This is a genomic window from Paeniglutamicibacter sp. GQ140 (genome assembly GCF_059759235.1).
Window position 1 is genome coordinate 68,740 of record NZ_JCAXDW010000001.1, and the last position, 14,186, is coordinate 82,925.

Annotated in this window: 11 protein-coding genes; 8 read left to right on the forward strand and 3 right to left on the reverse strand. The window is 66.5% G+C overall.

What is annotated here, in order from left to right; all coding sequences use genetic code 11:
* The first annotated feature begins 101 nt into the window (after nt 1-101).
* The 4 genes from AC6CHY_RS00315 to AC6CHY_RS00330 all read left to right on the forward strand — a co-directional run bounded on the left by AC6CHY_RS00315 (nt 102) and on the right by AC6CHY_RS00330 (nt 4,424).
* Nucleotides 102-1,478: a histidine kinase gene (locus AC6CHY_RS00315; RefSeq protein WP_217387557.1), complete on the forward strand. Its 1,377-nt coding sequence runs from the start codon at nt 102-104 to the stop codon at nt 1,476-1,478.
* Complete coding sequence (locus AC6CHY_RS00320; protein ID WP_217387556.1) at nt 1,475-2,185, forward strand: response regulator; 711 nt, start codon at nt 1,475-1,477, stop codon at nt 2,183-2,185. Before AC6CHY_RS00315 ends, AC6CHY_RS00320 begins: the two co-directional genes overlap by 4 nt.
* A 125-nt stretch (nt 2,186-2,310) precedes the next feature.
* The gene (locus AC6CHY_RS00325; RefSeq protein ID WP_217387555.1) at nt 2,311-3,192 is read left to right on the forward strand and encodes an ABC transporter ATP-binding protein; all 882 of its coding nucleotides are present in this window, start codon (nt 2,311-2,313) and stop codon (nt 3,190-3,192) included.
* A complete protein-coding gene (locus AC6CHY_RS00330) occupies nt 3,189-4,424 on the forward strand; it encodes an ABC transporter permease (protein ID WP_217387554.1) in 1,236 nt (411 codons plus the stop codon). The genes AC6CHY_RS00325 and AC6CHY_RS00330 overlap by 4 nt, the downstream gene beginning before the upstream one ends.
* Before the next feature lie 58 nt (nt 4,425-4,482).
* Here AC6CHY_RS00330 and AC6CHY_RS00335 read toward each other — a convergent pair whose 3' ends face one another.
* The 3 genes from AC6CHY_RS00335 to AC6CHY_RS00345 form a co-directional block, all read right to left on the reverse strand.
* On the reverse strand, nt 4,483-4,746 hold the full coding sequence (locus tag AC6CHY_RS00335) for a helix-turn-helix domain-containing protein (protein WP_217387553.1): 264 nt from the start codon (nt 4,744-4,746) through the stop codon (nt 4,483-4,485).
* Nucleotides 4,746-5,426, reverse strand: coding sequence for a hypothetical protein (locus tag AC6CHY_RS00340; protein ID WP_217387552.1), 681 nt, complete (start codon nt 5,424-5,426; stop codon nt 4,746-4,748). Before AC6CHY_RS00340 ends, AC6CHY_RS00335 begins: the two co-directional genes overlap by 1 nt.
* A gap of 155 nt (nt 5,427-5,581) precedes the next feature.
* Entirely contained in the window at nt 5,582-9,097 is a 3,516-nt protein-coding gene (locus AC6CHY_RS00345) for a proline dehydrogenase family protein (protein ID WP_336245022.1), read from the reverse strand.
* A 249-nt stretch (nt 9,098-9,346) separates the two neighbouring features.
* Between AC6CHY_RS00345 and AC6CHY_RS00350 the strand changes: the two genes are divergently transcribed.
* The 4 genes from AC6CHY_RS00350 (at nt 9,347) to AC6CHY_RS00365 (ending at nt 14,166) form a co-directional block, all read left to right on the forward strand.
* Nucleotides 9,347-10,291: a LysR substrate-binding domain-containing protein gene (locus tag AC6CHY_RS00350; RefSeq protein WP_217387550.1), complete on the forward strand. Its 945-nt coding sequence runs from the start codon at nt 9,347-9,349 to the stop codon at nt 10,289-10,291.
* A gap of 180 nt (nt 10,292-10,471) precedes the next feature.
* Entirely contained in the window at nt 10,472-11,989 is a 1,518-nt protein-coding gene (gene putP, locus AC6CHY_RS00355; protein ID WP_217387549.1) for a sodium/proline symporter PutP, read from the forward strand.
* A gap of 117 nt (nt 11,990-12,106) precedes the next feature.
* A complete protein-coding gene (locus AC6CHY_RS00360) occupies nt 12,107-12,484 on the forward strand; it encodes a DUF4282 domain-containing protein (RefSeq protein ID WP_217387548.1) in 378 nt (125 codons plus the stop codon).
* A 161-nt stretch (nt 12,485-12,645) separates the two neighbouring features.
* Nucleotides 12,646-14,166, forward strand: a complete 1,521-nt coding sequence (locus tag AC6CHY_RS00365) for a S10 family peptidase (RefSeq protein ID WP_498225067.1) — start codon at nt 12,646-12,648, stop codon at nt 14,164-14,166.
* Nucleotides 14,167-14,186: the final 20 nt, after the last annotated feature.

The following is a 14,186-nucleotide window of genomic DNA, read 5'->3' on the forward strand; positions in this document are numbered from 1 at the left end:
GGATTCTGGCTGCCACGCCGCATCGGGAGCCCGCGCCGGGCGGGCCATGCGATAGGTTCATGGGTGGGATGATGACCGGCTATGTGCCCCGAGGACGAACCATGAAATTCCTGGCCTTGCGCCAACGCTTCCTGCCCGGCGACTTTCCGCCCGAGGAATTCGAACGCCCCCTGCCTTCCCGCGAGCTGCTGCGGCGCGATGTCTGGGTCACGCTTCTGGTCATGGCAGCCGCGCTGCTCGGCATGGAAATGATGCTCAGCTTTGCCCCGGCCGAGGATGCCCCGGACCGGATTCCCAGCTATCTGGCCATGTGTGCGCTGACGGCCCCCTTGGCGTTTCGCCGGCGTTTTCCGATTGGTTCCATGCTGGTGCTTTCGGCAATGTTCCTGGGGTTCGGGATCTGGATGCCGGCCGTCATGATGCAGCTCGCACCGCAGATCGCCTACTTCGTCGGACTCTATTCGGCCGTCACCTGGGCGCGGGACAGGCGCGCCCTGCGCCTCGCGCTGACCGGGGTCATCCTTGCCATGTTTGTCTGGCTGGTCGTGGGGATCACCAACGCCAAGCTGGTGTTCGGCGAGGAGCTGGACCTGCCGATGGCCATCGAGACCTCGGGCTTCATCGACCCGGTCATTGCCTATGCCGGTTACTCGTTCCTGATCAACCTGTTCTACTTCGGCGGGGCCACGTTCCTGGGACTCATGTCTTGGCGCAGCGCCTGGCAGCACGAGATCGTCGTGGACCAGGCCGCGAAGCTCGAGGAGCAGGCCGTGGAGCTGGCGCGCCGCGCGGTCATCGACGAGCGCCTGCGCATTGCCCGCGAACTTCACGACGTGGTTGCCCACCACATCTCGGCGGTCGGCGTGCAGGCGGCGGCCGCCCGCATGGTCCAGCCCCGGGACCCGGGGCGTGCCGCGGAGCTGATGCATGGCATCGAGGATTCGGCCCGACAGGCGGTGGGCGAAACCCGCTCGCTGCTGCGGGTCTTGCGGCACGGGGAAACGGATCCCGAGGATTCCGCCCAGCGTTCCCCCGAGCCCTCGCTCGCGGAGCTTCCCGTCCTGGCCGAGCAGTCGGCCCGCGCCGGGGTGAAGGTCGAGCTGATCAAGGTCGAGCACCGCGAGGGGTTTTTCGATCAGGCCGGCGCCGGGCTCGGGCTGGCGCTCTACCGGATCGCCGCCGAATCACTGGCCAATGTGCGCGAGCATTCCACGGCCCGCACCGCTGTCCTGTCCCTGCGCAGCGGCCGCGATGACACCGGCGAATGGGCAGAGGTCGAGGTCACCGACGACGGCAGCCCGCGGCCCGGGACCGCCGGCAGCGGCTTTGGCCTGCGCGGCATCAGGGAACGCGCCGAATTGCACCACGGGCAGGTGGACATCGGCCCGCGTTCCCCCACCGGGTGGCGGACCCGCGCGCGGCTCCGATCCCTGAACACCAACACCGTGGCCGAGGCCGCCGAAGGAGCAACACCATGAGCAGGATCCGCATCCTGGTGTGCGACGACCAGCCGCTGATCCGTTCCTCCCTGGAATTGATCCTCGGCACCGACGAGGACCTTGAGGTGGTCGGCACCGCGGCCGACGGACGGGCAGCGGTGGCTGCGGCGCTGGAGCTGCAGCCCGACGTGGTGCTCATGGACATCCAGATGCCGGAGCTCGACGGGGTCGGCGCCACCGCGCAGATCACCGCAGGCACCGACGCCAAGGTCGTCGTCCTGACCACCTTCGACCGCGACGACTACCTCTTTGCCGCGATCGACGCCGGGGCCAGCGGGTTCCTGCTGAAGAACACCGAACCCGAAGTCATCATCAGTGCCGTACACGCGGCGGCCGGCGGGCACGCGCTGCTTTCCCCCGAGGTCACGATGCGCATCATCCGGCGGGGCACCGCGGCGGCGCAACCGCAGTCCGCGCGGACCCCGTCCCCGGCGGGAGTGGCGGACCCCCACGACCAGCGGATCCTCGACGAACTGACCGCGCGGGAACGCGAAGTGCTCGTCAAGTTGGCCGGCGGTCTGTCCAATGCGGAAATCGCGACCTCGCTCTACGTCTCCGAGGCCACGGTCAAGACCCACCTGTCCAACATCCTGGCCAAGGCGGGACTGCGGGACCGGGTCCAGGCCGTGGTCTTTGCCTACCGCGCCGGGCTCATCCCTTCGATGGAGCCCTGGGCCCGGCCCTGACCCACGTCCGGGTCCGAATTTCATTCCTTTGAACGATCCTTGACGCCCATGCCGCGGCATAGATTGGAAGACAGGATCGGGCCCGCCGCGGGCCGGCGCCATGCATACCGGAGGAATCAAGAATCATGTTAGAGGTAAAAGGTCTCACCCGGCGTTTCGGGGACCGGACGGTGCTTGATGAGGTCTCGTTCTCCGTCCCGGCCAACGGCATGACGGGATTCGTCGGGGCCAACGGCGCCGGGAAGACCACCACCATGCGCATCATCATGGGCGTGCTGAAGTCCCACTCCGGGTCGGTGTACTTCAACGGCACGCAGATCGCCGATGCCGACCGGGCGCGCTTCGGCTACATGCCCGAGGAACGCGGGCTCTACCCCAAGCAGCAGGTGCTGGACCAGCTCCAATACCTGGGACAACTGCACGGCATGAGCCGCGGGGATGCCCGCACCGAGGCCCTGGACCTGCTGGACCGCTTTGGCATTGCCGACCGGACCAAGGACAAACTCGAATCCCTCTCGCTGGGCAACCAGCAACGCGTCCAGGTCGCCGCATCGCTGATGCACCACCCCACCGCACTGGTCCTGGACGAACCGTTCTCCGGGCTGGACCCGCTGGCCGTGGATTCCATGACCTCCTTGCTGGCCGAGCGCGCGGCCACCGGGGTGCCAATCCTGTTCTCCAGCCACCAGCTGGATTTGATCGACCAGCTCTGCGACAACCTGGTGGTGCTGGCAGGAGGCAAGATCGTGGCCTCCGGCACGGCTGCGGAACTGAGGGCGCGCGCCAGCGCCAAACACGTCGTGGTGACCCCGCCCGATGCCGGGTGGCTGCGCGAACAGCCAGGAGTGGGCGTCCTTGATGTCGCAGGCCCGCGGGCGCTGGTCGAGTTCGCCGACGACGCGACCGCCCAGCGCGTCCTGCGCGCCGCCGTCCAGCGCGGGGCCGTCACCGAATTCGCACCGCAACGTCCCTCGTTGGCAGAAATCTACCGGGAGGTCATCCGATGAGCACCGATCTAAACACCAAGCCGTTCACCGCCACCGCCATTTCCCCCGTTGCCGAACAGCGGGGCGCTCCGTGGCTGATCGTGACCCTGCGCGAGGTCACGGTGAAGGTCCGCGACAAGTCGTTCATAATCACCACGCTGATCACCGTCGCCCTCATCGTGGGCTCCGTGGTGTTCGCCGGGATCATGGGAGAGCGGACCACCACCGCCACGGTTGCATTCGCCGAAAACGGCAGGACCGCCAACCTTCTGGCCTCGGCCAACGAGTTGGCCGGCTCCAAGGACCAGAAGATCGAGTTGACCGCCCATCCGGTGTCTTCCGGGGACGCGGCCCTCGAAACGCTGCGCGCCAAGGATGCCGATCTGGTGCTCGCGCCCACCCCGGACGGCTACAGCCTCACCGGGATCTCCGATGTACCGGCCGACATCCAGTCGCTGCTCGCCGACGCTGCCGAGGCCCAGGCGTTGGACTTCAATGCAGGCCAACTGGGAGTCACCCCTGACGAACTGAAAGCGGGGTCGGAAGTCAGCCAGGTCCTGCTCGAGGGGAACCAGGAACGCAATTCGATGGCCATGGTCATGGGCTTCATCTTCTCGTTCCTCTTCTACATGTCCGCAATGATCTTCGGAATGCCGATCGCCAACTCCGTGGTCGAGGAAAAGCAGAACCGGGTGGTCGAGATCCTCGCCACGGCAATTCCCATCCGCCAGCTGCTCGCCGGCAAGATCCTCGGCAATTTGGTCCTTGCCATGGGCCAGCTGTGTCTCTTTGTGGGCATCGGTCTGTTGGCACTGACCATGATGCCCACGGAAATCCCGTTCATCTCGGTGGTCATTGCCACCTCCGGCTGGTTCCTGGCCTTCTTCCTGGCAGGCTTCCTGATCCTTGCCGCAGTCTGGGCGGCGCTGGGCGCGATGGCTTCGCGGACCGAGGACCTGCAGCAGTCCACCGGCCCGGTGATCATGGTGTTGGTGGCAGTGTTGTTCACCGGCATGTATGCCAAGGGCTCCCTGCTGGTCGTCGCCTCGTACATTCCAGTGGTTTCCTCGGTGGCCATGCCCATCCGCCTGCTGAGCAGCGACGTGCCGCTCTGGGAGCCCATCGCATCGCTGGCGGTTGCCATCGCGGCGGCCTGGGCCATGGTGTTGCTCGGCGAACGGATCTACCGCCGGGCCATCATGCAAACCGGATCGGCGCTGTCTTGGCGCAAGGCGCTGAAGCTCGAGGACTAAACCGAAGGGTGCACTAGGTGCGCTCGAGGCGTGCGATCCCACGATGGTGTCGCACGCCTCAAGCGTTGGCGACTCGATTCAAAACCTGCTTCTCCAGTACCAGTAGCTCGCCAATCTCGCATTCCAGAGCCCGGCAGATGGCGACGAGTGTGCTGAACCTGATGGCCTTGGCCCGGTCATTCTTCAGCACCGAAAGATTCACGATGCTCACGCCCGCCAGCTCGCCCAGGCGGGTCAACGTCATGGAGCTCTCACGCAACAGCTCGTCAAGCCGGCAATGGACTCCGCTCGTCAAATCAATTTCCTCGTTCTTGCGGCCCATCAAACCAACCCGGCGGTGTCTAGCTGCATACTGCGCCCGCGCCGCAGGACAAGCGACAGCAGGATCAAGACGACGCCGAGCGCCAGCAATGAGTGGTTCGCGTCCTGGAAACTGAACTCCGCCGAGGTCGCCAGCCAATAGCCGTCGCCGGAAGCGCCCGGGATTTCCGATCCTGAACCGGGGAATCCAAGCTCGGTGACAGCCAGGTGCGTCGAGAGCGTTTCGAGCCAGGGGGCAATCAATGCAGTGATGCCGGCCTGGGTCCCCAAGGCAAGCAGGACCCAGTGGGCCATCGTGGTGAACGGTTCGTTCTTCCACAGGCGGCGACAGATCAGGATGACGGCCGCGCAGCCGGCAATGAACAGAATGAAGTACAAGGCCTGGGCAGCAGCCAGTGCCAATCGGGGCCCCAAGAGGCCTTCGTCGCTCTCAACGATTGCAGTACCGTACGTGGCGAAGGATGTCCCGGAGACCCCGCGTAGGTCCGGAACATCACCCGGTGGCGTCGCCAGGGACGCTTCGAAAAAGAATGACCGCGTGAAGGTTTCCTCGGTGAACCACACCAAGTAAAAAACTGCCAGCAAGCCGGCTACGGCCGCAACTCCCGAAACTGTCAGGAGGAATGTCCGTCCGCCGATGTGGCCAAGTCTTTGGGCCGGGGGATCCAGGTCTCTGCTCACAATACCCACCTTAACGATTTGCGATAACAACGATAATCGTTAACCTATCGGCCGGGACGACAGCCGTCAAGCACTGTCCGGGAGCACGCAAGAGGCCCGCGACTTTCCCCCTTGAGGGGAATGCCACGGGCCTCCGTCGTTGGAGCTTGAGGTAACTAGATGACCGAATCGCTCAGGTGGTTCGGGGTGCCGAAGCGGTGCGCGGTAATGGAGACTGCCTGCTCGTGCAGGAAGGTCAGCATTTCCACTCGTCCCGCGGAAACCACGTTGTTGCCGTAGATGGCAACATCGGGCTTGCCACCGGTGGCCTCGGCCACGTCCAGGAGCGAGCCGCCGATCAGGCGGATGCGGGCCGCGGAATCCGGGCCGGTCTTGGCGGCCAGGCGTGCGGCGCGGGCGCCGAAGGCCTGGGCATCCTCAACCACGACGGTGGCGGAGGATTCGGCGAGCACGGTGCGGATTGCCGAGGGAATCTCGACCGCGGAGGACACCGTGACGCGGGATCCTGCGGCGATGCCAGCGGCAACGACGCGCAGCAGTTCGGCGATGCCGTGGCCCGAGGTCTCGTTCTCGAAGCGGACCGTCACCGGCAGGGCGCGGTAGCGGAACACGTTGCGCTCGGCGTGCAGGCCGGAGACGTCCTTGGCGGTGTTGAACTCGTTGGTCCAGGCGGTCGCATCGGAGGCAAGTGCGCCCTCGAGCCAGGAAAGGTCGGCCTCGGCGATGTCGGTTCCGCGTGCGGCGTTCAGCAGTGCGGTCGAGGTGGCCGAAAGCTGGCCGGCCTGTGCCACCGGGGCGTCTTCCCAGGAGCCCATGCCCACCAGGTAGTTCGGTCCGCCGGCCTTGGTGCCCGCACCGATGGCCGACTTCTTCCAGCCGCCGAAGGGCTGGCGCTGCACGATGGCACCGGTGATGCCGCGGTTGATGTAGAGGTTGCCGGCCTGGATGTTCTCCAGCCAGTAGGCCATCTCGCCCGAATCCAGCGAGTGCAGGCCACTGGTCAGGCCGTAGTCGATGTCGTTGACGATGGAGACGGCCTCTTCGAGGGTCTCGGCCGTCATGACGCCGAGGATCGGGCCAAAGTACTCGGTCAGGTGGTACTCGGAACCGCGCTTGACGCCGGAGCGCACGCCCGGGCTCCACAGCTTTCCCGAGTTGTCCAGCTTCCGGGGCTCGAGGACCCACTTCTCGCCCTCGCCCAGGGTGGTCAGGCCGCGCAGCAGCTTGCCCTGGGCCGGCTCGATGACCGGGCCCATCTGCGTCTGCGGGTCCTGCGGGTAGCCGACCTTCAGCGAGCGGATGTCATCGATCAGCTGGTTGTGGAAGCGCTTGGAGTCCGCTGCCGAACCCACCAGGATCACCAGCGATGCGGCCGAGCACTTCTGGCCGGCGTGGCCGAAGGCCGAGGCGGCGACGTCCTTGGCCGCCAGGTCCAGGTCGGCGTTCGGGGTGACGATCACGGCGTTCTTGCCGCTGGTCTCGGCCAGCAGCGGCAGGTCCTTGCGGAAGGAGCGGAAGAGCTGGGCGGTCTCGTAGCCGCCGGTGAGGATCAGGCGGTCAACGGCCGGGTGCGAGACGAGCTCGGTGCCCAGGTCGCGCTCGGAGAGCTGGACCAGCTGCAGGACATCGCGCGGCACGCCGGCTTCCCACAGGGCCTCGACCATGACGGCGCCGGAGCGTGCCGCCTGGCCCGCGGGCTTGATGATGACCGAGGAACCGGCTGCCAGCGCCGACAGGGTGGAGCCTGCCGGGATGGCAACGGGGAAGTTCCACGGCGGGGTGACAACGGTCAGCTTCGAGGGAACGAAGGTGGCGCCGTCGACGTTTTCCAGGTCCAGGCCGCGCTGGGCGTAGTAGTGGGCGAAGTCGATGGCCTCGGAGACCTCGGGGTCGCCCTGGTCCAGGGTCTTGCCGCATTCGGAACCCATGACCTCGAGGAGGTCCGCGCGGCGGGCCTCGAGGGCGGCACCGGCGCGGTGCAGAATGGCGGCGCGGGCCTTGGCACCCATTGCAACCCACGAGTCGGAGGCGGCGACCGCGGTCTGGACGACCTTCTCCAGCTCGTCCTCGGTGTGGATCATGGACTGGGCGACGGAGTCGTTTCCGAGGGTCGAGCCGACCATCTTGTTCACGATCTCCCGGCCCCAGGCGCGGTTGCCCGGCAGGTCGGGGTCGGTGTCGGGGGTGTTCTCGAAGTCGAGCGTGCCGTCGGCCAGGCCGGCCAGCTTGGCCTCGATGGCGGCGGCGTCGACCACGTTGCGGTCCTGGATGCGGTGCGGGGCCGGGATGCTGTCATCCAGGTCAGCCAGGGAAGCCAGGAAGCGGTTCTTTTCGCGTTCGAACAGGGCCTCGTTCTTGTCCAGCTCGAAGACGGCGGACATGAAGTTTTCCTGGCTGGCGCCTTCTTCGAGGCGGCGGATCAGGTAGGCGATGGCCACGTCGAATTCACCCGGGTGCACGACCGGCGTGTAGAGCAGCAGGCGTCCGACGTCCTTGCGCACGGCCTCGGCCTGGCCGGTGGCCATGCCCAGCAGCATCTCGAATTCGATGCCGGCGGTGACGCCGCGGCCCTGGGCCAGCAGCCAGGCCAGGGCGACGTCGAAGAGGTTGTGGCCGGCGATGCCGATGCGCACGTTCTCCACGTGTCCCGGGCGCAGCGCGTAGTCCAGCACCGACTTGTAGGAGGTGTCCGAGTCCTGCTTGGTGTTCCAGGTGGCGACCGGCCAGCCGTGCAGGTTCGCTTCGACCTGCTCCATCGGCAGGTTGGCGCCCTTCACGACGCGCACCTTGATCGGGGCCCCGCCGGCGCCCACGCGCTTGGCGGACCATTCCTGCAGGTGGATCATCGCCGAGAGGGCGTCGGGCAGGTAGGCCTGCAGCACGATGCCGGCCTCGAGGTCGCGGAATTCTTCGCGGTCAAGGATCTGGGTGAAGACCGCGATGGTCAGGTCCAGGTCCTTGTACTCCTCCATGTCCAGGTTGATGAACTTCTTCTTGGGCGCGGAGGTGGCGGCCAGGCGGTACAGCGGGACGAGCTTCTCGATGATGTGCCCGACGGCCTCGTCGAAGGCCCAGTGGTTGTGCGGGGCCACGGTGGAGGACACCTTGATGGACACGTAGTCGACATCGTCGCGGGCCAGCAGCTTGTGGGTGCCTTCGAGGCGGCGGGCGGCCTCGCCCTCGCCGAGGATGGCCTCGCCCAGGAGGTTGACGTTGAGGTCGATGCCTTCCTTGCGGATCTTGGAGATCGAGGCACCGAGCTTCGCGTCGGTCGCGTCGATGATCAGGTGGCCGACCATCTCGCGCAGCACCTTGCGGGCGATCGGCACGACGATGCCGGGCAGGATCGGGGCCATGGTGCCGCCGAGTGCCACCGCGGACTTCATGTACCAGGGCAGGAAGGAGGGAACCTTCGGGGCCAGCGACTTGAGGTTGCGGGCCGCGACCTTCAGGTCCTCGGGGCGGATCACGCCGTCGACGAAGCCAACGGTGAAGTCCAGGCCGTTGGGGTCCTTCAACACGCCGGCGAGCTGTGCGGCGGAGGCGTCAACCGGGACCTTCGAGCCCTCGGTGAGCCAATGGCGCACCAGCTTGATGGTCTCGTCGGCCAGGTCCTGGGGGCGGACCAGGGGGGTGCCATCGGCGGCTTGGGCCGGTGGGACTACACGCACGTGCGAAGTCGATTGGGACACGGCTGCTTCTCCTAGGAAGAAAGGGTGGCTGGGGAGCTACCACTACCCATCTTGCACACGTATGGTGTCGCATTGATAGGCGGGGTTCACCAGACAGTATGACCCTTTTCATCCCTTCAGCAAAAGTGAACAAAGCCGAATGTTTTCCTTCGGTTTTCCCAATGTATCCTGGGGTGTCACCAACCACCGTGATCCGCAGGGATCACCCGGCCCACCAGGGAGCCGACCATGCTGGAAATCCGACGCCTGCGGCTGCTGCGCGAACTGAGCATCCGCGGCACCATCGCCGAGGTCTCCGACGCGCTTAGCTACAGCCCCTCCTCGATCTCCCAGCAGCTTTCGCTGCTCGAAAAGGAGACCGGCGTGAAACTGCTGCGCAAGGTCGGGCGGCGCCTGCAACTGACCCCGCAGGCCGAGGTGCTGGTGGCACACACCGACGAATTGCTTGATTCCATGGAACGGGCCGAGGCGGACCTCGCCTCCACCCAGCAGGCCGTGGCCGGCACGGTGCGCCTGGCAGTGTTCCAGACCGCGGTGCTTTCACTGATCCCCTCGGTGCTGCGCGAGCTGCGCCAGGACTTCCCCCACCTGCGCGTGGAAATGGTGCAGCACGAACCGGAAACCGCGCTTCATGAGACGTGGGCGCGGGATTTCGACCTGGTCGTGGCGGAGCAGTACCCCGGCCATGCGGCCCCGCACTATGCCACCCTGGACCGCAAGATCCTGGCCCACGACGCGATCCGCCTGGCGCTGCCGGCCCGGGACGAGGCGATGCCGGCCGAGTTCCACCATGTCACTGCCATCGAGGCCGCCGCCGGCCTGCCCTGGGTCATGGAACCGCGTGGCGCGGCCTCGCGGCACTGGGCCGAACAGGCCTGCCGCATGGCCGGGTTCGAACCCGATGTGCGCTACGAAACAGCCGACCTGCAGGCCCACGTCAGGCTGGTCGAATCCGGCAACGCCGTGGCCCTGCTGCCGGACCTGGTCTGGGCCGCCCGCAAGCGCGAGCTGCGCATCGTCGATCTGCCCGGGGCGCCGCGGCGCACCATCTTCACCTCCGTGCGCCACTCCTCGACCCAACACCCCGGGCTGGTCGCGGTCCGCAGCGCCCTGCACGCGCAGGCTGCCACTCTTCCGGCGCCGACGGACGTCGACCCGGAGGCTGTAAGTTAGGTCACAAACAGGTAACGCCGTGGTGAGAGCGGCCACACGGCATCGAATTTTCCTGTCATACTCGAGGTCGGTTGCGAACGAACGGCACGTGCCACGGGGCAGTGCAACCATGCCCCTGGCAGCAAAATACGCCGAGGATCACCCTTCCCCGGCTCGCCCAACCTTCATGAGGTCCACACCATGTCCGACTCAACATTCCAGCTGATAGCCATTGCGGTGTATCTCGCAGCAATGCTGGCCATCGGCTACTTTGCCTTCAAGCGAACCAACGACATCGACGATTACATGCTCGCCGGCCGCGGGCTCAAGCCGGGGGTCGCGGCATTGTCTGCCGGTGCCTCGGACATGTCCGGCTGGCTCCTGATGGGCCTGCCCGGCGCGATCTACCTCAACGGGCTCATCGAGGCCTGGATCGCCATCGGCCTGACCATCGGCGCGTGGTTGAACTGGAAGTTCGTCGCCCCGCGGCTGCGCTCCTACACGGCCGTGGCGCAGAACGCGATCACCATCCCGAGCTTCTTTGAGAAGCGGCTGAAGGACAACAGCCACTTCCTGCGCATCGCCGCATCGGTCATCATCCTGGCGTTCTTCACCTTCTACGTCTCCTCCGGCATGGTGGCGGCGGGCAAGTTCTTCGAGTCCTCCTTCGGCTGGAACTACTTCACCGGCCTGTTCGTGGTCGCCGGCGTCACCCTGCTCTACACGCTCTTCGGCGGATTCCTCGGCGCAACCCTCACCGACGTCGCCCAGGGCCTGCTGATGTTCGCGGCACTGATTGCCGTCCCGATTGTCGCGATCTTCCAGATGGGCAACATCGGGGACCTCGGCTCCAAGATCAAGGACGTGAACCCCGAGGCGCTGAACCTGTTCTCCAGCTTCAACACCACCAACGGGTTCCTGGCGGCAGTGGCCATCTTCTCCACCGCGGCCTGGGGCCTGGGCTACTTCGGCCAGCCGCACATCATCGTGCGCTTCATGGCCCTGCGCTCCCCGTCCGAGGCCAAGACCGCCCGCCGCATCGGCATCGGCTGGATGGTGCTCACCGCGATCGGCGCCATCGTCACCGCACTGGTCGGCATCGCCTACTTCGCAGACAGCCCGGAGAAGGAAATCACCGACCCGGAGACCGTCTTCCTGCTGCTGAGCCAGATCTTCTTCCACCCCTTCGTCGCCGGCCTGGTGCTGGCGGCGGTGCTCGCTGCCATCATGTCCACCATGTCCTCGCAGCTGATCGTGTGCTCCTCGGCCCTGGTCGAGGACCTGTACAACATTGCGGGCAAGAAGCTGAGCCCCCAGCGCGAGGTCATGCTCGGCCGTTCCGGCGTGCTCGTCGTGGCAATCGTCGCCGCGGCGCTGGCCCTGAACCGGGACTCCAGCATCCTGGATCTGGTGTCCTTCGCCTGGGCAGGCTTCGGCGCCGCCTTCGGCCCGATCGTGCTGCTGAGCCTCTACTGGCGCAAGCTCACCTCCACCGGCGCGCTTGCGGGCATGCTCACCGGTGCCGTCACGGTCTTCGTCTGGGGCAACATCGATGTGCTCTCCTCGGCAATGTACGAAATCGTTCCGGGCTTCGTGCTGAACCTCGTCGTCGCCGTGCTGGTTTCGCGTGCCACCTACAAGCACAATGCGACCATCGAGGAAGAGTTCACCGCAATGGAAAATGAAATTGAGGAAAACGCTCCCTACGTCGTTTCCTAGCCGTCGCCAAACTGCGACACGGACCCCCTTCACCTGTTTCGGTGTGGGGGGTTCCTTGTGTTTGACTGGGAACGACAGATCATCAATCGCATGTACAAAGAGAGGGAGCCTCAACCCGTGAAGGCACTTTTTGATTTCAACTTCAACAGCTTTGTCACCCCGAAGCTCGTCAAGATCGTCTACATCCTGATCACCATCGGCCTGGGCATCATGTACCTGGGCTTCGTGATCGCCGCCTTCGCCACCGAGCAGCTTGCCGCGGGCTTCTTCGTGATGATCATCGTGGGCCCGCTGGTGGTCCTGATCTACCTGGCCCTGGCACGCATGGGCCTGGAATCGCTGATCGCCACGATCCGCACCGCCGAAAACACCGGTGAACTGGTCCGCCTCTCCGGCGGCAACGCACCGGGGGCCGCACCGCAGGCCGGCGGCGCCTACCCGGGCGGCCCGGCCGCTCCCCCGGCAAACCCGTACGGGAACGGCCCGCAGGCCTAGATTCGGGCAAACCACCTCGCCCAGGGGCGGTGGATCGGGAGGGCGCTCAGGCGCCGGCCGATCCACCGCCCTTGTCTTGCCCCGTGCACCAACGCCGATCCCGGCCACGGCCGCCCGGGACACACTGCAAAACGACGGTCCTTCGGCGGTAGGATCTTGGCATGCCTGAAGCTTCCGCAACCTCCCCTGCCGCGCCCGAAACCACGCCCAAGCCCGAGGTGGTGGACGACTTTGTCACCCGGAGCCACCGCACCGCCTCCGGCCTGCGCTACACCAGCACCACCGGCCGCATGGTGCTGCGCCGGGAAGAGGACGCCGAGGGGAAGACCAACGGATTCAACGCCAAGGCCGAGATCTTCCTGGTCTCCTACACCGCCGACACCGAGGAGGCCCCCGCCGCCGGGCAGGTCGCCAAGCCGCGTGCCAAGAAGCCTGCCGGCCCCGTCGCGGCCAACCGCCGCCCGGTGGTGTTCGCCTTCAACGGCGGCCCCGGCTCCGCCAGCCTGTGGCTGCACATGGGGTTGCTCGGTCCGCGCATTGTCGATTCCGGGGACGTGGGAAACATGGCCGCGGCGCCCTACGGCGTCATCGACAACCCCGAGTCGCTGCTCGAACACGCGGACGTCGTGATGATCGACCCGGTGAACACCGGGTTCTCCCGCGTGGTGGCAGGCGGCACCACCGACGAGTTCCACGCCTTCGAGGCCGACCGCGACCTGGTCGCCGAGGTCATCCGGCTCTGGATCACCCGCAACCAGCGCTGGCTCTCCCCCAAGTACCTCGTCGGCGAGTCCTACGGGACCATGCGCGCGGTGGCGGTGGCCAGGCGCCTGCAGGAGGCACACGGGCTGGCCGTGAACGGGCTGGGCCTGATTTCCACGGTGCTGAACCTCTCCACCCTGGATTTCGCCCCGGGCAACGACACCCCCTACGCGCTGCACCTGCCCACCTATGCGGCGATCGCGCACTACCACGGGCGCCACGGCAACCGCCCGCTTGAGGAGGTCGTGCGCGACGCCGAGGACTACGCCTCGGGCGACTACGTGGTGGCGCTGCACCTGGGCAACCGGCTCTCCAAGCGCAAGTTCGACTCCGTGGTCAAGCACCTGGCCGAGCTCACCACGCTCTCCGAGTCCTTCATCCGGCGCACCAACCTGCGCTGGGAGTACATGGAATTCGCCACCGAGCTGCTGCGCGAAAACGGCCTGATGGTCGGGCGCATCGACGGGCGCTTCACCGGCGTCCCGCCGCGCCTGCAGGAATCGCACACCTGGGACGATCCGTCGCTGCGCGCCATCACCCCGGCCTACGCCGCGGCCATCAACCACTATGTGCGCGCGGAGCTGGGCTACGAATCCGACCTGCCCTACGAGGTGCTCACCGGCCGGGTGCACCCCTGGAGCTACGGCGGGTTCGAGGGCAGGCCGATCGACGTGACCCGGGACCTGGAGCGCCTGCTCATCGACATCCCCGACCTGCGCGTGCACGTCGACTACGGCTACCACGACGGGGCCACCCCGCACTTCGCCGCCGAGTACGTGTGGGCGCACCTGGAGGTCCCGGCCGCGGCCCGGACCCGCTTCACGCACCACTACCACGCGGCCGGGCACATGATGTACCTGGATCCGGCCGTGCGTTCCACCCAGCTCGCGGCCCTGGCCGAGTTCGTCGCCAAGGCCTAGCCGAGCGGCCCGCGGCCCCG